At 53.8% G+C, this 25,251-nt stretch carries 20 protein-coding genes; 17 read left to right on the forward strand and 3 right to left on the reverse strand.

The features are described from left to right. Nucleotides 1-12: 12 nt before the first annotated feature. Entirely contained in the window at nucleotides 13-2,097 is a 2,085-nt protein-coding gene (locus tag EV681_RS04325; protein ID WP_128396089.1) for a glycosyltransferase, read from the forward strand. Continuing rightward, nucleotides 2,090-3,361 carry a polysaccharide pyruvyl transferase family protein gene (locus EV681_RS04330; RefSeq protein WP_130303372.1) on the forward strand — a complete coding sequence of 424 codons (1,272 nt, stop codon included), beginning with the start codon at nucleotides 2,090-2,092 and terminating at the stop codon, nucleotides 3,359-3,361. The genes EV681_RS04325 and EV681_RS04330 overlap by 8 nt, the downstream gene beginning before the upstream one ends. 2 nt (nucleotides 3,362-3,363) lie before the next feature. On the opposite strand, the gene EV681_RS04335 is transcribed toward EV681_RS04330, so the two are convergent. Continuing rightward, entirely contained in the window at nucleotides 3,364-4,194 is an 831-nt protein-coding gene (locus EV681_RS04335) for a glycosyltransferase (protein ID WP_130303373.1), read from the reverse strand. 264 nt (nucleotides 4,195-4,458) lie between these two features. Here EV681_RS04335 and EV681_RS04340 point away from each other — a divergent pair, with 264 nt between their 5' ends. From EV681_RS04340 to EV681_RS04370, 7 genes are all read left to right on the forward strand, one after another. Continuing rightward, on the forward strand, nucleotides 4,459-5,406 hold the full coding sequence (locus tag EV681_RS04340) for a glycosyltransferase family 2 protein (protein ID WP_130304017.1): 948 nt from the start codon (nucleotides 4,459-4,461) through the stop codon (nucleotides 5,404-5,406). Continuing rightward, nucleotides 5,403-5,816 (forward strand): GtrA family protein, encoded by a 414-nt coding sequence (locus EV681_RS04345; RefSeq protein ID WP_128396092.1) that lies wholly within the window; start codon nucleotides 5,403-5,405, stop codon nucleotides 5,814-5,816. The genes EV681_RS04340 and EV681_RS04345 overlap by 4 nt, the downstream gene beginning before the upstream one ends. Then, nucleotides 5,791-7,077 carry a hypothetical protein gene (locus EV681_RS04350; protein ID WP_128396093.1) on the forward strand — a complete coding sequence of 429 codons (1,287 nt, stop codon included), beginning with the start codon at nucleotides 5,791-5,793 and terminating at the stop codon, nucleotides 7,075-7,077. Before EV681_RS04345 ends, EV681_RS04350 begins: the two co-directional genes overlap by 26 nt. 367 nt (nucleotides 7,078-7,444) lie before the next feature. Further along, a complete protein-coding gene (locus EV681_RS04355; RefSeq protein ID WP_128396094.1) occupies nucleotides 7,445-8,239 on the forward strand; it encodes an ABC transporter permease in 795 nt (264 codons plus the stop codon). Between the two features lie 2 nt (nucleotides 8,240-8,241). After that, nucleotides 8,242-8,988, forward strand: coding sequence for an ABC transporter ATP-binding protein (locus tag EV681_RS04360; RefSeq protein WP_128396095.1), 747 nt, complete (start codon nucleotides 8,242-8,244; stop codon nucleotides 8,986-8,988). A 20-nt stretch (nucleotides 8,989-9,008) separates the two neighbouring features. Further along, a complete protein-coding gene (locus EV681_RS04365) occupies nucleotides 9,009-11,354 on the forward strand; it encodes a glycosyltransferase (RefSeq protein ID WP_128396096.1) in 2,346 nt (781 codons plus the stop codon). A gap of 319 nt (nucleotides 11,355-11,673) precedes the next feature. Further along, nucleotides 11,674-13,659 (forward strand): acyltransferase family protein, encoded by a 1,986-nt coding sequence (locus tag EV681_RS04370; RefSeq protein WP_128396097.1) that lies wholly within the window; start codon nucleotides 11,674-11,676, stop codon nucleotides 13,657-13,659. 266 nt (nucleotides 13,660-13,925) lie between these two features. On the opposite strand, the gene EV681_RS04375 is transcribed toward EV681_RS04370, so the two are convergent. Further along, nucleotides 13,926-14,801: an acyl-CoA thioesterase gene (locus EV681_RS04375; protein ID WP_128396098.1), complete on the reverse strand. Its 876-nt coding sequence runs from the start codon at nucleotides 14,799-14,801 to the stop codon at nucleotides 13,926-13,928. A 218-nt stretch (nucleotides 14,802-15,019) separates the two neighbouring features. Here EV681_RS04375 and EV681_RS04380 point away from each other — a divergent pair, with 218 nt between their 5' ends. The 3 genes from EV681_RS04380 (at nucleotide 15,020) to EV681_RS04390 (ending at nucleotide 18,120) form a co-directional block, all read left to right on the forward strand. Further along, nucleotides 15,020-16,297 carry an O-antigen ligase family protein gene (locus EV681_RS04380; RefSeq protein WP_130303374.1) on the forward strand — a complete coding sequence of 426 codons (1,278 nt, stop codon included), beginning with the start codon at nucleotides 15,020-15,022 and terminating at the stop codon, nucleotides 16,295-16,297. 169 nt (nucleotides 16,298-16,466) lie between these two features. Next, the gene (locus EV681_RS04385; protein ID WP_130303375.1) at nucleotides 16,467-17,399 is read left to right on the forward strand and encodes a glycosyltransferase family 9 protein; all 933 of its coding nucleotides are present in this window, start codon (nucleotides 16,467-16,469) and stop codon (nucleotides 17,397-17,399) included. Nucleotides 17,400-17,427: 28 nt separating this feature from the next. Then, nucleotides 17,428-18,120 (forward strand): YggS family pyridoxal phosphate-dependent enzyme, encoded by a 693-nt coding sequence (locus EV681_RS04390; RefSeq protein WP_130303376.1) that lies wholly within the window; start codon nucleotides 17,428-17,430, stop codon nucleotides 18,118-18,120. Nucleotides 18,121-18,195: 75 nt separating this feature from the next. Here the strand turns inward: EV681_RS04390 and EV681_RS04395 are convergent, their stop codons facing one another. Beyond that, nucleotides 18,196-18,864, reverse strand: a complete 669-nt coding sequence (locus EV681_RS04395) for a Crp/Fnr family transcriptional regulator (protein WP_128396102.1) — start codon at nucleotides 18,862-18,864, stop codon at nucleotides 18,196-18,198. 173 nt (nucleotides 18,865-19,037) lie between these two features. On the opposite strand from EV681_RS04395, the gene EV681_RS04400 reads away from it, so the two are divergent. The 5 genes from EV681_RS04400 (at nucleotide 19,038) to EV681_RS04420 (ending at nucleotide 25,227) form a co-directional block, all read left to right on the forward strand. Continuing rightward, the gene (locus EV681_RS04400; protein ID WP_242612134.1) at nucleotides 19,038-21,008 is read left to right on the forward strand and encodes an AMP-dependent synthetase/ligase; all 1,971 of its coding nucleotides are present in this window, start codon (nucleotides 19,038-19,040) and stop codon (nucleotides 21,006-21,008) included. Further along, on the forward strand, nucleotides 21,005-21,805 hold the full coding sequence (locus EV681_RS04405; RefSeq protein ID WP_165392939.1) for an ABC transporter ATP-binding protein: 801 nt from the start codon (nucleotides 21,005-21,007) through the stop codon (nucleotides 21,803-21,805). The genes EV681_RS04400 and EV681_RS04405 overlap by 4 nt, the downstream gene beginning before the upstream one ends. Nucleotides 21,806-21,810: 5 nt before the next feature. After that, entirely contained in the window at nucleotides 21,811-22,740 is a 930-nt protein-coding gene (locus tag EV681_RS04410) for a branched-chain amino acid ABC transporter permease (RefSeq protein ID WP_128396104.1), read from the forward strand. Nucleotides 22,741-22,757: 17 nt separating this feature from the next. Next, nucleotides 22,758-23,822 (forward strand): branched-chain amino acid ABC transporter permease, encoded by a 1,065-nt coding sequence (locus EV681_RS04415; RefSeq protein WP_128396105.1) that lies wholly within the window; start codon nucleotides 22,758-22,760, stop codon nucleotides 23,820-23,822. A 73-nt stretch (nucleotides 23,823-23,895) separates the two neighbouring features. Then, a complete protein-coding gene (locus EV681_RS04420) occupies nucleotides 23,896-25,227 on the forward strand; it encodes an ABC transporter substrate-binding protein (protein WP_128396106.1) in 1,332 nt (443 codons plus the stop codon). Nucleotides 25,228-25,251 lie beyond the last annotated feature (24 nt).

Below are 25,251 nucleotides of genomic sequence, written 5' to 3' on the forward strand. Positions count from 1 at the left end.
AACGGGAAGTACATGACTATTGATTATTCAATTGTTCTCAATTTACACAACGAGGCACCATACCTGAAAAGGACGTTGCGCTCGCTTGCCCAGGCGGCAGAGTTTGCCCGCCATAAAGGGCTTACCTCCGAGCTTGTCCTGGTGCTGGACAGCGCCGATGACGCTACGCGCAAGTGGGTCGAAAAAGCCGACTATTCAGAGTTCGATTCGTACAAGGTTCTGCACGTAAGTAACCGGTCCTTGGGATTGTCGCGCAATGATGGCATTGCGGCGGCGGGCGGTGAGTATATTACGACGGCAGATGCCGACGATCTGGTGTCGTATAATTTCTTTGTCCAGATGCATCAGGCCTTGCTTGAACACGGCCCCGATACGATTATTTGCCCTGAGCATGTCTGCTCGTTTGGCGACCGTACCTATTGGGGGCAATATACGTCCAGCGAGGATGTGACCAATATTATGCTGTTCGGGGCTAATTCATATGTTTCCCGCATTGGCTGCCATAGGTCGGTATTTGAAAATCTGCAGTTTATCGACGCGCGTGGCGGCATGAAGGCATTTGAGGATTGGCATTTCAATTGTGAAGCTGTGGCCGCCGGGTATCGGTTTGATGTGGCCAGCGATACGATTTTGTTTTATAGACAACGTCGCAATAGCATTATGACCACATCCCACGGGCGTATTATTCCATTTTCCAGGCTTTTCATTCCGAGTGTGTTCGTGCAGCGATGTGCTGATGATTATCACAGAATTGGTGGCAGAAAATGGTTCGACGGATTCAATAGCGAACGCATGCGTGAACGGCTGCTGGCATCAGAGGTGATACTCGAAGCATTTGCCGCTGCCAATTATATAGAGCCAAAAATAGATCTGGAGCTCGTACGGCGGCTCAATGTGGGTTCTTCAAAGGGCGGGCCGCTCTCGCCAGGCTGCGCCTATTACGAGGCGGTCAAGGACCTGGACGATACGCAGTTTACCGACGTTGTGCTATTTCCGTTTGTGTCCAGGGGCGGTGGGGAAAAATACATTCTTGATGTGGTAAAAGCTTTGCTAAAGCTGGATCCGTCCAAGCGCATCCTGATTCTTAGCGGAGAAAAATACGAGGAGCATGCGCTGCATTTGCTGCCCGAACAGTGCACTTTTATAGATTTGTATGCCATATGTTCGCGCTGGCAGCTAAGCGATATCCATATTATTACACTTAGGATAATCCAGGCGGTGGCCGGCGCCAGCATGTTGCACATCAAGTCGTGCCCTTATGCGTTTACGTTCTTTGAACGGTTTTCCGCTGAATTGACCAATCAGGCGGTATTCTATTATTTCAGCAATGCTGTTTATCCGGATCGGGGTGTCAACTTTACTGATGGTAGCAGTTTGTATTTCATCTCAGAATTTGCCCCCAATCTTTCGCACATTGTTTCGGATCAGCCTGCATCCATCCGCTACGCGGAGCAACGGCTCGACATCGATGGCCTTAAGCGCGAAACGCTGTTTGCGAAATGTGCCAGTAGTTTACGGCTGGACAGCCTGAAACCGTTCTCTCCCGTCAAGCGTCTGCTCTGGGCATCGCGACTCGATTATGAAAAACGTCCAGATTTGATCCCGTCAATTGCGGCCAGGCTGTTTGAATATGACCCGGATATTATGCTGGATGTTTATGGGCAAAGCGTATTTGTTGAAAACAGTAATCAACTGGCTACCATTCCCAACGTTACGTACAGGGGAGGGTTCGCACGATTTGCAGAATTGAATGCCAGCCAATACGATGCGCTGGTCTACACCAGCCGGTTTGATGGTTTGCCGAACATATTGCTTGAGGCCATGGCGGACGGGCTGCTGGTGATTGCGCCAAATGTGGGCGGTATTGGCGAGATTGTATACCGTGATGAGACAGGACTGCTGATCGACAACGATTTTGACGATGCGGCAATGGCTGATCGTTATCTGGATGCGATTCAAAAACTTTATGACGATTCCATTGATATTGATCAGTTAAGAAAAGGCGCGCTGTCTCTTGTTCTGGAACGTCACAGCGAACAGACATATATGAAACGTGTAAAAGAAATATTTCATTTGGCGGACGGATCACATGAATAAGCAGTCAGGTAGCGCACAGCAGAACGGTATTATCGAAAAACGGCTTGAAATTCAGGCCGAGGTCACAGGGTGTGAGCCGCTAATCAGCAACCTGAAAAAATTTGCGGAAAACAATGCCGTTTATTTACCCAGTGCGGGAAATTTTGGCGATGGGCTGATCGGACTGGGTACCTTGTGCCTCTTCGAAAAAATCGGCATCAACCCGAGAACACAGGATATCCTGGCCAATCCCGGGCTGCCACAAGCCTCACATATTATTGTTGGGGGCGGCGGAGGCTGGCTTGACGGGCTCTGGAATCACTACGCAAAAATACTCGATGGCTATTTGGCACAAGGTGGACAAGCGCTAATACTTCCAAGCACGGTAAAAGGCTTTGAGGCCTTCTTTGAAAAGTACGCCAGCCAGATCACCATCTTTGCCAGAGAGCGTGTTTCCTACGATCATCTGAAGGCTATCGACGGCATGCAGGATCGGGTGTTTCTCTGTCATGATCTGGCATTTGCCACCGATTTTTCGGCATTCAAGATTTACGGGGTCGAACAACGCAGCGGACGACTGAATCTGTTTCGTGAAGATGAGGAGGCCCGAAACGCGGCCCATTACACCCATAATTATGACTTGTCACTGCTGTGGAACAGCCAATCCTGGTTCGACAAGGATATGTGCCTCAGACGACTATCGCCCCTGGTCGAACTGATGTCGCAGTTTGAGCAAATTCATTCTGACAGGCTGCATATGTCGATTCTGGGTGCTCTGATGGGCTGCAATGTGACCATGCATCCCAGCAGCTATTTCAAAAACAGGGCGGTTTATGATTACTCCCTGTCGCGATTTCAGAATGTGACTTTTACCGACAGCAAGCCGGACGAAGGCGAGAAACCTGGCAGTGTATCGCGCGTGCGAGATCCGCAGGATCTGCAAGCCATTGAAAATACAGCAGCCGATATGAAAGCGGTCAATGAGTCGCTGGCCAGCCTGACAGAAAGGTATCGCATGCTGAACGAAGAACTGCAGGACACAAGGGATAGAAATCTCAATTATGCTTACCGGCTTGACGCGCTGTCAAAGCAATTGGAAGAAAGTGCCCAGGCATTAATCGAAGCGCGACCCAGTGCACAGCAGCAGGCTTTTCTGGAGTCACGAGGCTATCGACTGTGGGTGCGCTATAACCGGCTATATGAGAATGAACGCACAGGCCCCGCTTTGCGTAAACTGAGGTCTGCCGGTGGACGCATCCTGCGCGAGCTTGGCATTCTGAAATAGCGCTACTGGTTCGGTCGGCGCAATACTTGCCGATAGATAAAAGCCCGGGCTTGATTTGGCACTAGCCGGACGGGTACCCGGCTGGCAATATTGACTGCCAGTTGTGGCATGGAGAGGAATCCCTTGCGGTAAAACCCATATTGGAAACGAATTTCGTTCCAGGCATACTTCCAGCCTCCGCGCCGGCGAAACATATTATTGCCGGCACGCGCATATACCAGTACCGAGGGCAGATTGGCAACCGACCGTGCTTGCATTATCATGCGAATCCATAATGCATAGTCTTCATAAAGCGGATCATTCTGATAGTTGCCCGCAGCAAGGACGGCCGATTTTCTGAACATGACCGTCATGTGATTGAACGGATTGCGCCTCTTGGCGAATCGGTAAATCGCTGCCTGCGCCACCGGCACAATACGAGAAGCGTAAGCGTCTTCCCGATGGGTTTCGAATTCCTGGATCTGACCGCCCAGCAGGCTGGTTTCCGGATGCGCAGCAATATAGGTCAGTTGCTCTTCAAAACGGGTCGCGCTGCAGATGTCGTCGCTGTCAAAGCGGGCGATCCATTCTTCCCGACACGCCAGGACCCCGGCATGAAGCGCCGGCCCCAGGCCCTGATTCACCGGCAAGGAGACCAGATCCAGCGCCAGGTGTTCTGAATATTGCTCAAGTACGCGATCGAGCTCTGGCGTGACCGGACCGTCCTTGACCACCACGACCTGGGTTGGCTGCCAGCTATTGGCAACCACACTGTCTAGCGCCTGCGCCAGAAAATCGGGACTGTCATTTTTATAGACAGCCATCAGCAGCGAAAATGGGATGGAGGGTGTCATTGGCGGTAGCAGTGTCAGTATCGTAAGCGTACAACAGTAATGGTATTTTTCAGGCGAGATAACCCGCTATTATGCTATAAACGGAATAAGTGTATCCGGGTGTAAATGTATGTTGCGTCATGTCGTGATTGACTCAGCGCATAGGGAGTATTCGGCCAACTGTCTGCAGCACAATTTGCTCAATCCCGGGCTTCCGACTACGCCAGGGGGCCAGATTTGCGGTTTGTAATATCCAAACTAAAAGGAAATCAGCCAGTGGCGACTTTGAACGAACCCACAGCTCCGACGGTCGCTGTCATTGTACCGTGTTACAACGAGGAGGCCGCTATCGGTCAGGTCATCCGAGATTTCGCGGCGGCGCTGCCCCTGGCGGACATTTACGTTTTTGACAATAATTCCCGGGATCGAACTGCCACAGTGGCCCGGGTAGCCGGCGCGCACGTGTTTCATGTCAGGGAAAAAGGCAAGGGCAACGTGGTTCGGCGCATGTTTGCCGACGTGCAGGCCGATATCTATATCATGGTCGATGGCGATGCAACCTACCATGCACCGTCGGCGCCGGCCATGGTGGAAAAATTGCTGGACGAGCATCTGGATATGCTGGTGGGGTGTCGTATTGATGAAGGCGCAAAAGCGAACTACCGCAAGGGGCATCGATTCGGCAACCGCATGCTGACCGGTTCGGTGATGCAGATATTCGGTGGCCAGTTTACCGATATGCTTTCCGGCTACCGGGTCTTTTCCAGGCGGTTTGCCAAATCCTTCCCCAGCTTGTCCTCTGGTTTTGAGATCGAGACCGAACTGACCGTGCATGCACTGGAAAACGCCATGCCCTACGGCGAGATGGATACGCCTTATGGTGCGCGACCCGAAGGGTCGGATAGCAAGTTGTGTACCTATAAGGATGGCATTCGCATTGCCCGAACCATCGTGCGTTTGTACATGTTCGAGCGGCCATTGGCGTGTCTGTCCATTCTGGCGACTGCTTTTGCATTGTGTGCACTTGGCCTGACCATCCCGCTGTTTCTGACCTGGCTGGAGACGGGGATGGTGCCCCGGCTACCCACGGCGGTCGCAGCTACTGGCCTGTCTATTTTCGCCATGCAGCTCTTTGTTGCCGGCATTATCCTGGACTCCATCGGTAAAAGCCGGCGGGAAATGCGCCGGTTTGCCTATCTGGCCATTCCCATTTTATTCAGAACGCCAAAATGAAGCCGTTGTTGCGGGAGTTCCTGTTGTTCGGCATGGTGGGCGCGGCAGGCTTTGTCGCCGACACGGCCGTTTTGTACCTGTTCAGAGACAGTGTGGGCAATTACTGGGCCAGGGCTATCTCCTTTCCCTGCGCCGTGTTCGTCACCTGGATACTGAACCGCAACCTGACCTTTCGCAGCAAGTCTTCCAACAAGGCGCCATGGCTTGAGTTTGTGCATTATTTTGCCATGATGATTGCCGGTGGTGCGGTCAATTATCTGACCTATGCCGCTCTGGTCACCTGGTCGCCCACGGTAGGTCAGTTTCCCGTTCTCGGGGTCGCGGCGGGCAGCCTGGCCGGCATGTTCGTCAATTATCTGCAATTGCGGCTGGGAATGTATAAATATGATAAAAACGCCATTTCCCGGTAAACCGCTGCATTGGTGCGACCTGATTCCTGTATTGGGTTTCATTGTGTGCGCACTGGCCTTTTATCCGGGCATCATGACCCCGGATACCCTGGATCAGCTTGCTCAGGCCAATGCCCAATCCTTCAATGACTGGCATCCACCCATGATGGCCTGGCTCTGGTCAGGGTTGAATCGGGTTTTTCCTGCATCGTCAGGCTTTCTTTTTTTTGATCTGTTCCTGCTGTGGTTCGGCTTGTACTGCATCAATCGACGTGTCGATCATCGCTACGCGCCATTTGTCTACGTGCTGGGATTTTTGCCGTTCGTGATCAATCTTTCCGGTGTGATCTGGAAGGATGTGGCAACCGCCTATGCGCTGATGTGGGCGACCATTGTGCTGCTTCACCCACCATCGCGCGGCCGTTTTGCGCTGTTTTCATTGTTCATTTTCGTTGCCATTGGCATTCGCTATAATTCGCTTTTTTCCTGCTTGCCACTGATCGTGGCCTATTTCTGGCAACAGTTTGCAAACCGTCAGCTTTCCTATAAATGGGCGCGCGTGCTCGCCCTGTCTTGCGTATTTTTTATAGCGCAACTGACATGCCTGAACCTGTTCAATTATCATTTTCTTAATACCACCAAAGGCACGCCGCAAATTGTCATTATGGTGGATGATCTGGCTTACATGTCCACACAGAGGGGGCATTCTCTGGTGCCGGGGGTAGACCTGGCGACGGTGACCCGCAGTTCGCAGGTGTCAGTGAGCGACAATATCTTCCGCTATAGCCATGTGCTCGATTATGAGGCTGTCAAGGCCAGCTGGAAAGCGGCAGTAAGCGATCATCCGTGGATGTATCTGCAATTTCGCGGCAAAGTCTTCTTGCGCTTTCTGGGGTTTTCGCTGGCACCCCCGTTCCAGCTGGACAAGCCCAGCTACGGGTATTGGCTCGATAGTTCCTACCAGAGCAGCCAGACCAATGGTATACGTCAAATGCTGGGCCAGTATGTCAAGACGCTTGCAGTGCTGGCCCCGGTTTTCTTTACCGGGGTATTTTGGCTGGCGGTGGCGGCGGTCACGTTTTGTCTGAGCCTGGCCTCAAGGTTGCCGCATCGCACAGTGACCCTTGCCCTATCATTATCGGCAGGTATCAACCTGATGTCCTATCTGCTGGTGGCGAACGCCCCTTTTTTCCGGTACTACTACTGGAGTATCGTAGCGGACTCGCTCGCCATCTTTCTGCTTTTGCTCGGATTTTTCCGGCAACGCAGGCAAATGGCGTGATGTATGTCAGCAGATTGTAAGGTTTCAGATGCCTGCGCGAGGTGGCACTGGAGACTGAAACCTGCTGTAATCAGTACAGCCCCAATATTTGCTGCACTGCTCACGGGTTTTACGTTATCCAGGGGACATATTGTAAAATCCATCCCTGTCAGCGCTCAGGAAGCCCTTTGCGCGTCCGGCATTGCAAGTTGCGATGTTCGCACGGCGCCCTTGCACTTGCAGCGTATGTCTGCCTGCACCTGTCTGTGGGCGGGGCGTGAACAGACAAATAATTCCGCTGGCGGGCAATTGGCCTGCAGCGCCCATCGTCAGGCAATTCGGCACGATATATGGCGAATCTGGCTTTTTTTGGATGAGTTTACATTACATGTTTTTGTTCAATATCAATCGGGGTCTGGGCGATATCCGCGCGGGCCTTCAGCATCATCACATTTGGATGCTACTGGCCTGGCTTGAAATTAAGCAGCGTTATAACCGGTCAAAAATAGGCCCATTCTGGCTGACCATCAGTATGGGCGTCATGGTTGCGGCATTGGGCGTCATCTACGGCGCGCTGTTCAAGATGAATCTGCGCGATTACCTGCCGATGCTGGCTATCGGACTGGTGATCTGGTCTTTTATATCGCTGACCATTACCGATGGCTGCAATACCTATATTGCCTCGACCAATTATCTGAAGCAGATCTCGCTGCCTCGATCCATTTTCATTCTGCAGACAATCTGGCGTAACCTGATTGTACTGGCGCATAACTTCGTGATTGTGATACTGGTGCTAATCGGTTTTCAGATCTCGTTCTGGCACACCTTGCATTTGTTTGTCTTGGGCATGCTGTTGCTATTGTGGAACCTATGGTGGATCTGCACCGTGGCTTCTCTGGTCTGCGCCCGTTTTCGTGATGTGCCCCAGATTGTTATCAGTATTTTGCAGGTCATCTTTTATATCACGCCTATCCTGTTCAAAAAGGACATGCTGGACAAATACCCATGGATCATTGATTTCAACCCGTTCGCCCATCTGATCGAAATCATCCGCTCGCCGTTGCTGGGCGAGTACCCCAGTATTGAAAACTGGATTGTCTGCCTGGTGATGGCGGTGGCCGGAACCGTATTGGCTATTTTCATGCACGGTCGTTACCGTGCCCGCGTTCCTTTCTGGGTGTAATCATGACCGCATACATAAAAGCAGAAAATCTTAACGTCGAGATGCCGGTGTACGACCTTAGCGGTCGTTCCATGAAACTGCGCGTACTGGGTTCGCTCAAGAACGATCGTCTGCGCTCCGATCACGGTATTACAGTTGTCAAGGCGCTGCAGGATCTGCATTTCGAATTTGGCAATGGCGATCGGGTCGGTCTGGTCGGACGCAATGGCGCGGGAAAATCGACCCTGCTCAGGGTCCTGGCAGGTATTTATGAGCCAACCAACGGTACCCTGATCACCAAGGGTCGCGCGGTGGCGCTGCTCGATATGGGCCTGGGTATGGACGAGACGCTCAGCGGCTATGACAATATTCGCCTGCGTGGTACGCTGCTGGGGATGTCCACTGCCGAGATCAAGGAAAAAACCGAGGAGATCGCCGATTTTACCGATCTGAACGATTATCTGTACCTGCCCATCCGCACCTATTCATCGGGTATGCGTATCCGGCTGGCGTTTGCCATTTCAACGGCACTCGATCCGGAAATCCTGCTACTCGATGAAGTCATTGGCGTTGGCGACGCTGCCTTTCTGGACAAGGCCAACAAGCGCCTCAAGGAATTTCAGCAGCGTGCAAAGATCGTTTTTGTCGCCTCGCATTCGAACCAGGTCATCCGTGATATGTGCAACAAGGCGATCTGGCTCGATGGCGGCAAGCAAATGATGGTGGGGCCGGTAGAAGAGGTAATCTCTGCCTACGAGCAGTCGTTTTGAATGTGCGGCCCGGGATAGATATGAAAAAGAAGCTGGCGTTTGTCGTTGATATACGGGGCTGGGCATTTGATATTATTGCCAGCCATGTCAAGCAGCAGCTGTCGGATGATTACGAGGTCAGTCTGTATTACTGGGCCGACTATCCGATTGCCTCTCATCTTCTGCAGAAAATGGCAGGCGATGGTATTGCGCATGCGCACTTTTTTTTCCGGGAGCACCTGAAGGTCATTTTTGAAACGGTAGGGGCAAAGTCCAAAGCGGCGGCGCACCTGAATGGCCTTGTCGTTACGACGCATATCCCGGACTATCTTTACCACTCGACCGATGAGCTGATCGAGCGAAAATTGGTGTTTGATTTCGTGAATGGTTACTTCGTAACCAATGCCGATCTCAAACAGATTTATGACAGCCAGGATTTTTTCGCCAAACCTGACGGTATACTCATCGACTGGCCGATCAGCCAGGCGGACGTATCTGGCGGGCAGGCCACGCCGGTTGCTGCCGACGGTCCCATCAAAATCATGTGGACCGGCAATTCCAAATGGGGTGAGTATGCGGGCTATCGCGACTACAAGGGGCTCGAGTCAATTATTAAACCGGCAATCGAGCGGCTCAAACAGGAAGGTTTCCCGGTTGCGCTGACAGTGATCGATTCGGCACAGCAGAAGCGCTCACGCGATGAAGTACTGGCAACGCTGGCGCAGCAGGATATTCTTCTGGTTGCCTCGTTGGCCGAAGGAACGCCGCTGACGCTGATCGAAGCCATGAGTCTTGGCGTCGCCGTTGTCTCTACACCTGTGGGCATCGCCAGGGAAGTACTGCCTGACCAATATATGAAAGAGGCAGTAATCGAGCGCAGCGCCGAGCAGTTTTATATGACGCTCAAATCGCTGGTGCAGTCGCGGGATCGCATTTCTGCGATGAAACAGGCCAATCTGCAGGCATTCCAGGAACAGTTTTCCCCAACAGGGCCGCTCAGGGCCCAATGGTTGCAGTTTCTGCAGGCGGCGGCTGCCAGGTCGATACCTTTGGCCACTCGACAGAAAAGCTACAGTATCAACCGTAGTATGTTGCGACAATATGCCATCAATGGCGCCAGAACATTCGTGTTTTTTCTCAAGCGAGCAGGTCTGGTGCGAACAATTGATCGCGTGTTTCCCAAAGCTGCCGTATGGTATAACCGCCTTTTGCACGGCAATAGCGCATCGATATTTGGTGCCAGCGCCGCTCACCGCGCGGCCCAATATGAAACTGTAGAGAAGGCTTACAGGGCCACGCTTGAGCAGCGCAGTCCGGATCGTCCGGTGGTGGTCTACGCTCCCATGTGGAAGGGCGTGGCCGCTTCCACTGAAAGCCTGTTTGCTGATGGAAGGTTCCGGTTTCCTTATTTTGATGACGAATACCCGGAGGTGGTCAATCATCCGCAATTGGATATGGCAGTCGACACACTGCTTGAGTATTTGCCCACGCAGATTATCTATAGTGGCGGGTCAGTCATTCACCTGACCATGGCGGAGAAAGTCCGTGAACGCGCCCCGCACATTCAGCAGTACTTTCTGTGGCATGGTTCGCCGGCGCAATGGGTCGAGCCCAGCCAACTGGAACACTTTAACTTGTGGCACAAGCTATATAACAATCGTGTTATCGATGGTGTGATATCGGTCAAGCCTGACCTGGACAAAATTTTGAACGTGATTGGCATCAAAAGCTTCGGGCTGATCAATCCGATCCCGGATATCCGTCGTCAGTTCACGCTCCCCGCTACCCGGCGCACCGATGATGGGGTGGCTCATATAGGCGTTTTTTCCGCCGTCAGTTCCTGGTACAAGAATCCGTTTGTGCAGTTGCTGGCCACACTTGGGCAAGAGAACTGGACCCTGCATACCAATGTGCCGCGTATTACCTTCCGGGATCTGGATTTTCGGCAACTGGGCAGGATGCAATTCTATGAACAATTGCCGCGCCCACAGTTTATCGCCCTGCTGGCGTCGCTGGATGTGAACCTGTATGTGACCAATACCGAATGCTCGCCCATGGTGGTGCTCGAATGCAGCGCGCTGGGTGTGCCATGTATTGTCGGGCCCGCTGGCGATATTTTCTCGGGCATTTCCGATGAGCTGGCCGGATATCTGGTCGAGCCCTGCGTGGATAATGCCTACGCCATCTATGTCAGGATGAAGCGCGTGCTGGCCAACAAGGCGCATATCCAGTCGTTGCTGGAGGATTTTGTGCCCAAGTACAATGCGCAATGGTCCGAGCTGATGGACGGCTTTTACCTGGCGCTTGAGCAGGAACGACAAGCGAAGCCCGTACCTGCTCCGTCTGGTGCGACGCCGACTGAGGCGGGCGCTGTCGCCAGGCACTGAGTGATGCTTTTCCGGGCACAGAATCAGCTGTTGCCCGTCTCCTCATACGGACACAATATGCGCCCCTTTGAAGCCGACCCGCCGCTTGGGGTGGCGGGGGCCGATAGGCGAAGCGGGACTTGCGCCATGCGCGCGTGGCGTGTGCCCTGTGGCAATTGATTTGCTGCAATTGGAAACAGGCGCAGTGCCGGTCCGGTACGGAAGGGAACAATTGATAAGGAATCCACACAATATTTACAGATGCATATACAGCACCAGGGATGTGCCGTCATCGATTTGTATTAACATAGTCCCGGTTATTCAATAAAGAAAGGCCCTGATGTCCCTGTTTTCCACGACCTCCAAAACGCAGTCCGCATCCTACGAACCTGGTGTTGATGGTCTTCGCGCCCTTGCGGTGATTGCCGTCCTGTTTTTCCATGCAGGCTTTCAGGCGTTCAGTGGCGGTTATGTCGGGGTTGATGTCTTCTTTGTCATTTCGGGTTACCTGATCACCGGGATTTTGCTCAACAGTTGTATTGAAGGCAAATTCTCGTTTTTGCGCTTTATGGCGCGGCGTGTTGCACGCCTGTATCCGGCCCTGCTGTTGACACTGGTGCTATGCCTGATTGCCGGTTTCCTGCTGTTTTCGCCGGATGACTACGTCGCGCTGGCCGATTCCAGCGTATTCGCCCTGTTTTCAGTGTCCAATTTCCGATTCTGGCTGGTCTCGGGATACTTCGATACGTCATCAGAAACCAATCCGTTGCTGCATACCTGGTCGCTGGGTGTCGAACAGCAGTTTTACCTGATCTGGCCGTTTGTGATTTTTCTGGTATACCGGCTCAATCGTGCCTTGCTGCCGTGGGTGCTTTTGGCGCTCGGCGCAGTGTCGCTGGCGCTGTCGCAATGGTATTTGTCGGTAGACACTTCGGCCAATTATTATCTGACACCCTTTCGGGTGTTCGAGTTCGCCATCGGCGGCCTGATGGTGTTCGCGGTGGATTATCGCAAACGGCATACACCAGGCGTGATCCTGTACGAAATCATCATGGCGCTGGGCATTGCACTGCTGCTGTACAGCATCTTTGTTTTTGATAAAACCACGACTTTCCCGGGGCTGCATGCATTGGTGCCGGCCATTGGCGCAGCGCTGTGTATCTATGCCAGCCCGGCAAAGTATCTGGGCAATATCTTCAGAAATCGCGCCATGGTCACGGTGGGGCTGATCTCCTACTCAATGTACTTGATCCACTGGCCGCTGATTGTGTTCTACAAGTACTATATTTACCGGCCGCTACTGTTGTCCGAAAGATGGGCGCTGGTGATTGCGCCGTTCATTCTGGGTTATTTGATGTACGTACTGGTGGAAAACCGGTATCGCCGTGTAGATCTGTACAGCTGGTATTTCAGCCAAACCATCCAGCGCGTGTGCGCGCTGGCACTGATTCTGGTGCCGGCCCTGATGATCATGACCAGTAACGGCATGAGTTTTCGGATGAATGATTATTTCGCCGAGCATATGGCCAATTCTCCCCGGTTTCATGAAGAACAATACGGAGGAGAGGGGTTTGCCATGGGCAGCCAGGTACTGGGGGATGCCAATGGTCGACGCAAATCGGCCGTCCTTCTGGGTGACAGCTATGCCAGGCAGTACGCCTTCGGCTTGAACCAGATCCTGGCAGCCAACAAGAAATGGGTGGATACCTCATTCGAAGATGGCTGCTTTTTTGGGCCTGGCTACACCCGCCTGCTCGATGGCGTGCCGCGCAAGGATTGTGTGGAACGGCTGGACTATGCCCTGAAAGAGGCAAAGTTGTCAAAGGTGCCGCTGCTGTACGCGGTCAGCTATCAGAATTACCAGAAAACCATGGGCACGCCCGACGGCAAGCGCGTGGATTTCCCCAATACAGAGGCCTATATCAGCTTTCTGGAAAAAAACTTCGATGCCATTCATGAGCAGATTGGCCTGACTAATACACTTGTCATTATCGGTACGCCGCCTGGAGCGGGCTCCCAGGTAGGGTTGGCTTCATGTGTTGACCGGCCCGGCTACCTGCCGCTGGTATGCGCCAAATACCTGGAACTCAATGAAGAAAAGGGCAACGCTTATGCGCTGAACCGCAGTCTGGAAAAATACGCACAAAGCCATAAAAACGTCGAATTCATCAATCCCTATTCGGTATTGTGCAAAGAGGGGCGCTGCGTGACCATGATCGAGCGCAAACAGTTTCTTTATTCCGATGGAACCCATTTGTCCAAGCAGGGGTCGGCATTCGTCATACAGGGTCTGTGGCCCCGGCTCAAGGCTATTTTCGAGAAGTAACGCGAATGGTGGCGGTCCATAGCATAATGGGCGTGCTGCACGGCAAACGGATGCTTGTGCCTGAGTAAGAGGCCGCGTCCAGGTCCGAATGCGGGCACAAATGCCACCAGCGGGCGCAGATAGCTTCTTGCGGTTAATCCTGCAAGGCGACTGGCTTTTCCGATGGTAAAAAAAAGCGGCTGGTGCGCCGCTTTTCGATACATTCTGTCAGAAACCAGTCCCCATGGACAGCCGGCGCTTAGCCAGCAGGTTTGCAGTTGCCGTACTTAGTGCTCCTGTACCTTGCGGATCAGCCCTTCCTGGGTGGTGGAAGCGATCAGGTCCCCCTTGCTGTTGTATACGTGCGCCCGGCAAAACCCGCGTGCATTGCTGGCGCTGGGCGACTCCAGCGAGTAGAGCAGCCATTCGTCCATACGGAACGCGCGGTGAAACCAGATGGCATGGTCAATAGTGGCCATTTGCATGCTTTTGGAAAAGGGCGTTTGGTTATGCGGCAGCAGCGACGTGAACAGCAGGTAGAAATCTGATGTATAGGCAAGCATGGCGCGGTGCAGCAGCGGGTTGTCGGGGAGTTTGTCTGCAGCACGAAACCAGATGTGTGCCTGCGGGTCGTAATTGCCTGGCTTGAGCATCTGGGTGGGTTCGACTGGCCGCATCTCAATGGCAAAATCGCGACCGACCAGGCTGGCCAGGCGTTTGGGCAGCTTATGCTCAAAGTCGGCAATGAGTTGTTTTTCATTTTTCAGCGAATCCGGCGGTGTGACAACCGGTGCAGGGGTCTGGTGTTGAAAACCCGGCTCTTCGCCCTGGAAGCTGCTGCTCATAATGAAAATGGGCTGGTCCAGTTGCGAGGCGATAACACGCCTGGCCGAAAAACTGCCCCCGTCCCGGGTGCGTTCCACTTCGAAACGTATCGGTTTGCTGGTATCGCCCGGACGCAGGAAGTAAGAGTGCAGCGAATGCACGGCGCGACCCGGGCTGACCGTCAGTGACGCTGCCATCAGGGATTGCCCCAGCACCTGCCCGCCAAAAATGCGGCCTGTACCAAAGATGTCGGTGCTGATACCATTGAAAACGTCATTACCCAGTGACTCGACCTGAAGTTGCTCAATGAGGTCTGGCAGTACGTTCTGATTATCCATAGATGTTCATTTTGACAAATGAGAGGGAAGTCTGATTCTAGCAGAAGAGGTCGGGCCAAAGCGTGCCGATCGGCGATTATTATGGCCTTGTCACACAATTGCAGCCAATAGTTTTTGCAGCTTGATACAAATTTGGACAGGCCTTAATAACCCGCTTTATAATTCCGGTGACGCTAAGTCCCCGCTTTGTCATATGCTTTACGGAAAAGGAACACCGAATGCCACATTTCATCCAGAATAAATTGGCAAGCCCTGTTTTTCTGACATTCATACTGGCGTTGGTGGCCATGCCACTTGCCATCATGAGTACACAACGCGTTCCCAGTCCGCTTTTTTATTTACTGCTTGTTTTGTCGCTGTTTATTGTGGTTGCACTGCGCCCGGCACAAAACACCTTCAGGCTCAAGACGTTTTCGTGGCTGTTTGCCCTATGTGCCGTCTTTGTTGTAGCCGTAGTGGCATCTGAACTGGTCAATGGCCGTAGCGATGGCGCCGGGTTTGAAAAAGCGCTGCGTTTTTCCGCCGGCCTGCCCCTGCTGGTCGCTGCCTGCTGCTACGCGCCTCGTCGCTGGCTATCCTATTCTGTATTCGGTGTCTATGCAGCCCTGGTATTTGCTATTGTATTCATTGTCAATCTGGCCTTGCCCGATTTCATTCGACCGGAAACCAGCGCCGTTTACAATGCCGTGGGCTATGGCGATCTTACTTTTCTGCTTAGCGTGATCACGCTGTATTCCTGTAATGTGACGTTCACACGTTTTGCCAGAACAGAAAAAATCCTCAAGATCGTTCTGGGGATATTGGGTATCGCAGCGTTTGTGCTGACTCAAACCCGCAGCGGCTGGGTGGCAGTGCCCTTTTTCCTGCTGTTTGGCATCATGATTCATATGCGGGAAAATAACCGCATGAGGCTGGCGGGCGTGTTTCTGGTTGGCCTGGTTCTTGCCGCAGCCGTGACCCTGACCGTACCTGGTATCAAGGACAGGGTGCAACTGGGCGAGAAAGAGTTCAAGGAATGCATCACCACGGATAGCACCAAGCTGTCCTCCATCTGCATCCGCTTGCAGTTGTGGCGTTCAACCATTGCCATCTGGGAAGACAATCCGTTGTTTGGGTCCGGTGCCAACAAGTATTTCTCTGAATTCATGAAAACAGACGGCGTGCAGCGCGGGCTGGTTTCCGAAGTGGTGGCTAACCAATGGGGAGAACCGCATAACGACTGGTTGCAGGCGCTAAGCAGTTACGGATTGTTTGGGGTGCTGGGCCTGTTTTTGGTTTACTTTGCGCCGGCTGCCGTTTTTGTTAAGCGAATGCTGCGCACAACCAATGAAGAATTAAGAACCTATGCGGCAATGGGGGCGGCGGTCTGTGTCGGTTTTGCCGTCTTCGGGCTTTCGGAGCTGATGTTCCGCGGCCTGCGCACCATGGGGTTCTATACCGTTATCGTGGCCGTATATCTGGCCCTGTCCACAAGAATCCGGGGTGTTGAACATTAAACACGGCGAAATTTTACGCAGTTTTGTCAAATACGTTAAGGACGGGGCGGCAGATCGGGGCTTCTGGGCGTCTATTACTTTTGGCGCACTTGGTGTCGCGCCGTCATGTGGCAAATCAGACAACAGTACAATAACGATGTTGTCTGATTATGGGGATTGAAAGACATATATGGGCGGACAAAAAAAGGTAGCCATTTTGATGGCGCCGCGTCTGGGCGATTCCTTGCTCATGATGGTGATTGCCAATAATTTTCGTAACAATGGCGCTCAGGTTTCCATCTTTGGTGACTATATCTGGCAATTGCGCGATTGGTTCCCGGGCTTTGCCATTCATCGTTCGTTAGCGGCGCAGCAGGCGCATGCGGCGCTCAGCGGCTTTGATCAGGCCATACAAATGCATCCAGGGTGGCCGTTCGATCTGACTGAACAACATCCGAATGCAGTCATCTACGACGAGCATGTGGTCATTACCGGCAAGGGCTTTGTCAAGGCCTATCAGATGCGCGATTTTTGTCGCGACTATTTTGGACTTACCGGATGCACGCATGGCAACGGCATGGTCGCGCCAGGCGGCGTTCAAAAGAATCGCTATCCCAGGCGGGTCGCCATCCATCCGACCTCCACGGGTGCATTGCGTTGCTGGGCGCCAAAGCACTTTGGCCGACTGGCTACAGATCTGATCAAGGCGGGTTTTGAACCTGCCTTTATTGTGTCACCAGACGAACGCACTGATTGGCAATGGGTCACTGGCGTGGGGGCAGCGTTGCCGGATAATCATGGGCTCAGTGGGGTTGCCCGCTATGTCCGCGAATCGGGCTGGTTTATTGGCAATGAGTCGGGCATTGGCCATCTGGCTTCGGCTGCCGGTATTCCGGTGCTCACGCTGACCGGTCGCATGAAGCGTACCCGGGCGTGGCGGCCGGCCTGGAGCATCTCACGTATTGTTGCGCCATGGTATATTCCAGGGGGGCGGTTGCGCGACCGATACTGGCGTATTTTGCTCACACCACAGCACGTGATGTGGGCGTTCGGCAAATTGCGGTCAGAGGCGGCAGCGGCCACCGATACCGACACCAACATGAAAGCCAAGGAAGCGGCCTGATTCAGGCTGTTGCAACAGGGGGTACACAATGAGTCTGGCCGAGCAGTTTGCCGCCGTCAATGAGCAGGTGCGTCTGGCATGTGAACACGCCGGCAGGGATCCGCAGCAGGTCTGCATTTTGCCGGTCTCCAAGACCTTTGGGCATGAGGTGGTGCGTCAGGCCATGGCGCTGGGCCAGCGCCAGTTTGCAGAGAACCGGGTCCAGGAAATGAAGGAAAAGGCGCTGGCATTGAATGACTCATCCATCGAATGGGTCGTCATTGGTTACTTGCAGACCAACAAAGTCAAGGAAGTGGTGCGTTATGCCAGCCAATTGCAATCGTTGGACCGGCTGGAGCTGGCGCAGGCGCTGGACAAACGGCTCCAACAGGCCGGTCGTCGTCTGGATGTGCTGGTGCAGGTCAAGTCCAGCAACGAGGATAGTAAAACCGGCATGGCGCCCGAGCTGGTGCCGCAATTTCTCAAAACCATTCGCGACTATGACACCCTGAATGTGAAGGGCTTCATGACCGTGGCGGAAAACACCGACGTGCAGGAACGGGTCAGGCACTGTTTTGAACGTGTGCGCCAGTTGCGTGACCAATGCCAGAATGAACTGGGCGAGGCGTTGCCGGTTCTGTCCATGGGTATGAGTGCCGATTTTGAGCTGGCGATACAGGAAGGGTCGACCCAGTTGCGTATTGGATCTGCGCTGTTCGGCCAGCGTCCCCCCGTGCGCTGATGCGGTCGTTGAGAGCCCGTGAGCTACATTCACGGTGGAATGAGTCAGTGGGGTAACCTGGGGTGAATGGCTCGATCACGCGCCGTAGCGACGCAGCCCTTCCAGGTCAAGAATGGATACGGCGCCGTATTCCACATGCAATAATTTTTCACTTTGCAGTTTCTTGAGCGCCTGATTGGCGCGCTGGCGCGATACTCGGGCCAGATAACCCATTTCCTCCTGCGTGATGGCCAGCCGCTGTTTCAGGCCGGGATACAGCAGGGGATTGAACAGTTCGGCCAGGCAGCGGGCAACACGGGCATCGGCGTTGAGCAGCCGGTCATGTTCGGCGCGACCGATGAACTGTCCTACGCGCTCGTTCAGCATATCCAGCAGATAGCGGTTAAATGGAATGCTATTGTCCAGCAGCCACTCGAAGGTGCGGGAGGGCAGTCTGGCCACGTAGGAATCGCGCAGCGCTACGACATCGTACTTGCGGCATTCTTTCTTCAGAATGCTTCCTTCTCCCAGCCAGCCGCCGACCGGAATGCCGGTAAGGGAGGCCACCTTGCCATCGGCATTACCCACCGAAATTCGAATCAGGCCATCCATGACGCCGATCCAGTGATCTGCGGTCTCGCCCTTGCGCGCAATAAGGGCGCCGTTTCCGTAATGGGCAACAGTTACATCCTGCAGTACGCGTCGCTGGTGCTCGGGCGCGAGCAGATTGAACCACTGCGCGGCCTCTGGGGAAAAAGATGACATAGGACTTACCCTAGAAAATCATAGAATGTCGTGATGGCGACAGTTAGCTTACAATCAAACCGTTAACTTAGCAACACATAAAGTTTCCGGGGCTTTTCGCCAAGACGGGATATCCGGACCGGGACGGGCAGAACAAATAAATCAGGGCCCGAAGACACAGGCAAGGAGACAACATGCCGCAACAAGTAAACAGCACGAATGCCGCCATGCCGCAGACCTTTCCTGCGCTGTTGTTGCATCATGCAGCAGTTCGTGGAGGCCGACCGGCGCTCAGGGAAAAAGACCTGGGCATCTGGCAGACCTATACCTGGGCGCAGGTTGCTGCCCAGGTGCAGCGCGTTGCCAACGGCTATCTGCAGTTTGGGGTGCAGCCGGGCGAACATATTGCCGTTGTGGGCGAGAACCGGCCAAGGCTGTATATGGCAATGATGGCTGCGCAGGCAGTTGGCGCGATTCCTGTTCCCATGTATCAGGACGCCGTTGCGCAGGAGATGGTTTACGTGCTCCAGGATGCGAGTGTGCGAATTGTTGTTGCGGAAAACCAGGAGCAGGTCGACAAAATGTTCGAGGTGCGTGAACAGGTGCCTACGCTTGCTCACATCATTTATGACGACCCGCGCGGCCTGCGCCATTACAGTGATCCGCAACTGTTGTCCTGGGAAGACCTGCAGCAACTGGGCGACCAGTACGCGAGCGGGGCACCCAATGCCTATGCAGATGCAGTAAACCGCGTTCAGCCAGATGACACGGCCGCGATGTTTTATACCTCGGGCACCACAGGCAAGCCCAAGGGCGTGGTGCTCACGCATGCCGCTCTGATTGATCGGGCGCGGGTGATTCAGGAACTGGAAAATCTGACCGACAGGGAAGAGGTGCTGGCCTATCTGCCGCCGGCCTGGATCGGCCAGAATATGTTCTCTTACACGCAATTGCTGGCCACTGGCTTTACCGTGAATCATCCGGAATCACCGGCGACCGTGGCGATCGATATGCACGACATCGGGCCAACGTATTATTTTTCGCCACCACGTATTCTTGAAGACCTGCTGACACACGTAACCATTCGCATGGAAGACGCCGGCCGGTTCAAAAAATGGCTGTTCGATACCTGCATGAAGCTGGCCCATCGCGTGGGCGGGCGTATCCTGGATGGCGAAGCGGTCGGCGCGCTGGATCGTATTAAATATTCAATCGGTAATATTCTGATTTACGGACCGCTACGCAACACGCTCGGCATGAACCGAGTGCGCGTTGCCTACACCGCTGGCGAGGCCATCGGTCCTGACCTGTTTCGCTTTTACCGTTCGATCGGCATCAATCTGAAGCAGCTCTACGGGTCGACCGAAACCTCGGTGTTTGTTTGTGTCCAGAGCGACGGACAGGTATCGGCCGACACCGTTGGACCACCCGTGGCAGGCGTCGAACTGCGCATTGCAGACAGTGGAGAAGTGCAGGTCAAAAGCCCCGGCTTGTTCCGCGAGTATTATCGCAATCCCGAATCCACGCGTGAATCGTTCACCGAAGATGGCTGGTATCACACCGGTGATGCCGGCATTGTTGATGCCCAGGGGCAACTGAGGATTATTGATCGTGCCAAGGACGTGGGCCGTTTAAGCGACGGGCGTATGTTCGCGCCAAAATATGTGGAGAACAAGCTGAAGTTCTTCCCGTTTATCAAGGAAGCAGTGGCGTTTGGTGCAGATCGTGATTTTGTCACAGCCTTTATCAATATCGATCTGGAAGCCGTGGCCAACTGGGCCGAGCGGCGCAGCCTGGCCTATGCCGGTTATACCGACCTGGCCTCGCGTCCTGAGGTATATGGGTTGATCGCAGATTGCATCAGCAAGGTTAATGCAGATGTGGCGCAGGACCCGCAGTTATCGGGCCTGCAGATCCACCGCTTTTTGATACTGCACAAAGAGCTGGACCCTGATGACGGTGAGCTTACGCGTACCCGCAAGGTGCGTCGCGCTTTCATCGCTGAACGCTACGGTGTACTGATCGATGCGCTGTTTGCCGGTAAACCGAGCCAGTACATCGAAACCGAAGTGAAATATGAAGATGGACGAACCGGGAAAATTGCTGCAGAGCTCAAAATTCATCCCGCCGTCGTTGTATCCGATACTTTGAAAAAGGCCGCATGAGCATGAGTGACGAACGTCAAGCCAGAATCGGCAAGGTGATCCTTGATATGCAGAATATTTCGCTGCGGTTTGGTGGCGTCAAGGCACTGTCCGACATTTCGTTCAATGTAAAGGAACATGAGATTCGTGCGATTATTGGGCCCAATGGTGCCGGCAAAAGCTCCATGCTCAATGTAATCAACGGGGTGTATGTGCCGCAGGATGGCAGCATCCACTTCGATGGCCAACAGTTTAGCCGGATGACGCCGCGTCGCGCGGCAGAGATGGGGGTGGCGCGCACCTTTCAGAACCTTGCGCTGTTCAAGGGGATGAGTGTGCTGGACAACATCATGACCGGCCGCAATCTGCGCATGAAAAGCGGGCTGCTCTCGCAAGCCTTCCGCATATTCGGTGCGGAAAAAGAGGAAATCGCCCATCGCGAATTCGTGGAAAACATTATTGATTTCCTGGAGATCCAGGCCTATCGCAAAACCCCGGTCGGACGGCTGCCTTACGGTTTGCAAAAGCGCGTGGACCTGGGCCGGGCGCTTGCCATGGAGCCGCGCATGCTGCTGCTGGACGAGCCCATGGCGGGCATGAATATCGAAGAAAAACAGGATATGAGTCGCTTCATTCTGGATGTGAACGACGAATTTGGTACGACGATTGTGTTGATCGAACACGATATGGGTGTGGTGATGGACATTTCCGATCGGGTAGTCGTGCTCGACTATGGTAAAAAAATCGGCGATGGTACGCCGTCGGAAGTGCGCTCGAACGAAGATGTGATTCGGGCTTATTTGGGTGTGGAGCACTGATCATCATGGCTTACTTTCTTGAAACGCTTTTTGGTGGTCTGATGGGCGGCATGCTTTATGCGCTGGTCGGACTTGGGTTTGTTCTTATCTTCAAGGCATCGGGGGTATTTAACTTCGCCCAGGGCGCCATGGTGCTGGTTGCCGCGCTGTCCATGGCCCGGTTTTCGGTATGGATTCCGCAATGGCTGGGATTTGAAAATCTGCTGCTGGCAAATATCCTGGCGTTCATTGTCAGCGCCGGTGTGATGGTGCTGATCGCCATTCTGGTGGAGCGGCTGGTGCTGCGCCACCTGGTCAACCAGGAAGGCACCACGCTATTGATGGCCACGCTGGGCATCAGTTATTTTCTGGACGGACTGGGTCAGATTATTTTCGGCAGCTCGGTTTACTCCATCAATGTCGGCATGCCCAAGGATCCGGCTTTCATCCTGGACTCTGTGTTCGAGGGCGGCATTCTGATCAGCCTGGAAGACCTGACTGCTGCGGTTATTTCGGCAGTGATGGTGGCGCTGCTGGCGTTCTTTTTCCAGTACACGGCTACCGGGCGCGCCTTGCGTGCCGTGGCCGATGATCACCAGGCCGCGCAATCTATCGGGATTCCACTGAACCGCATCTGGGTCATTGTCTGGGTGGTTGCCGGCATTGTAGCGCTGGTTGCCGGGATTATCTGGGGGTCGAAATTCGGCGTGCAGTTTACGCTGTCCACTGCCGCGTTGCGCGCATTGCCGGTTGTGATATTGGGTGGGCTCACATCGGTGCCTGGCGCCATTATCGGCGGCCTGATTATCGGCGTCGGAGAAAAGTTGTCTGAAGCCTACATCGGTCCGTTCATCGGCGGGGGGATCGAGATCTGGTTTGCCTATGTCCTGGCGCTGGTGTTCCTGTTGTTCCGTCCGCAGGGACTGTTCGGCGAAAAAATCATTGACCGCGTATAAAAGGCAAGGGAATCCATATGTTTTATCGTGAAAACGGTCAGTTCAAAATCAGTTACCGGCAGGATCAGCAGATTTTTCCGATCAGGCAGGACCGTATCTTTATCGGGTTGCTGCTGGTAGCGGCTATTGTCGTGGTACCGCTGCTGTCTACCAATTACTTTTTGGGCGGGATCATGATTCCGTTCCTGATCCTGGCCATGGCGGCTATCGGCTTGAATATTCTGGTGGGCTATTGCGGCCAGATTTCTATGGGTACCGGCGCTTTCATGGCGGTGGGCGCCTATGCCGCGTGGAACTTTGGGGTACGCTTTCCGGAGCTGCCGCTGATCTTTCAACTTCTGATGGGCGGCGTTTTTGCCACTCTGGTCGGCATTCTGTTCGGGATTCCCAGCCTGCGCATTCGCGGCCTGTATCTGGCGGTGGCCACGCTGGCGGCGCAGTTCTTTGTAGACTGGACCTTCCTGCGCATTCCCTTTTTCACCAATAACTCATCGTCGGGTAGCGTGTCGGTGCCACGGCTGGACTTTTTCGGCTTGCCGATACAAACGCCGTTGCAGAAATATCTGTTCGTCCTTGCACTTGTGATTGTGATCGCCGTGCTGGCCAAGAACCTGGTGCGCGGCGCCATCGGTCGCGAGTGGATGGCTATTCGCGATATGGACGTGGCCGCTTCTGTTATCGGCATCCGCCCCATGTATGCCAAGCTCAGCGCTTTTGCCGTCAGCTCCTTCATTGTGGGCATCGCCGGCGCCTTGTGGGGCTTTGTCCATCTTGGTTCCTGGGAGCCCTCTGCCTTTGATCTGAACCGTTCTTTCCAGTTGCTGTTCATGGTGATTATCGGCGGGCTCGGATCCATCGTAGGCAGTTTTTTCGGGGCGGCCTTCATCGTGCTGGTGCCCATTGCGCTGAACCGGATTCCCGAAATGCTGGGGCTGTCGCTGGGCGTGGATACGGCAGCGCATATCGAGCATATGGTATTTGGCGCCTTGATTGTGTTTTTCCTGATTGTCGAGCCGCATGGTCTGGCGCGCTTGTGGAGTATTGCGAAAGAAAAATTGCGGATATGGCCGTTTCCGCACTAGTTGTGTTCGGTTTGCTGTGCTGGATGTATTGAACAAATAAAACCTATCTGGATGAGAATCCGAGGAGAGAGACATGAAATTGCAAATGAAACAATGGATAGCCGCGCTGGGTGTTGCCGGTGTACTGGGTACGCTGCCGTTACAGGTGCAGGCCGCCGATGAACAATTTATCCCGTTGCTGACCTATCGTACGGGTTCGTTCGCCCCGCTGGGTATTCCCTGGGCCGATGGCAAGATTGACTACCTCAAGCTGGTCAATGCGCGCGACGGCGGCATCAACGGCGTCAAAATCGCCTATGAAGAATGTGAAACCGCCTATGCAACAGACCGCGGGGTAGAGTGTTACGAGCGGCTGAAGGCCGCTCATGGCGGCGCGTCGGGCTTTGATTCGCAATCCACTGGTATCACATTTGCGGTTTCCGACAAGGCGCCGGGAGACAAGGTGTCTATCGAAACGGTGGGCTATGGCTTGTCGCAATCTGCAGACGGTTCTGTATTTGAGTGGAATTTTCCATTGCTGGGCACCTACTGGACCGCCGCTGATGTCATGATTCAGGACATTGCCAAAAAACTGGGTGGCGAAGATAAGCTCAAAGGCAAGAAAATTGCACTTGTCTATCATGATTCGCCCTACGGCAAAGAGCCGATCCCGTTGCTTAAGGCGCGCGCCGAAGCCAACGGTTTTGAGCTGCAGCTTTATCCGGTAACGGCGCCAGGCGTTGAACAGAAATCCACTTGGCTGCAAATCCGCCAGAAACGACCTGACTACGTATTGCTGTGGAGTGCAGGCATCATGACGCCAACGGCCATTCGTGAGGCGCAGTCTACCGGCTACGCCCGCGACAAGATGTATGCCATCTGGTGGGCCGGCTCCGAGGGCGATGTGAAGGATCTGGGCCAGGTGGCCAAGGGATACAACGCCATTACGATTCACAATACCGGTGAAGCCAAGGGCAAGGTATACGACGATCTGAAAACGCACCTGTTTGACAAGGGCAATGGCTCCAGCAAAAACACCTTGGGCACGATTGCTTACACTCGCGGCCTGGTCATTTCCATGCTGCAGGTTGAAGCCATTCGCACTGCCCAGGAAAAATACGGCAAGGGCAAGCATATGACGTCCGAGCAGGTGCGCTGGGGTTTCGAAAACCTGGACCTGACCGAAGCGCGCTTGAAAGAAATTGGCTTTGATCAAATCGTCAAACCATTCAAGACCTCTTGCGCCAACCACGTCGGTGAGGATTGGGCCCGGATCGTTCAATGGGATGGCAGCAAATTTGTTCCAGCTTCCGATCTGTATCAGGCTGACCAGAAATATGTGGGACCGCTGGTCAAGTCTGAAGCAGAAAAATATGCACAATCAAAGAAAGTCACGCCTCGTGACTGCAGTAAGACTTCTTCCTGAGGGATGAGGCACGTCCACCCCCGG

This window comes from Advenella incenata (assembly GCF_004217095.1).
Classification (GTDB): Bacteria; Pseudomonadota; Gammaproteobacteria; order Burkholderiales; family Burkholderiaceae_B; genus Advenella; species Advenella incenata.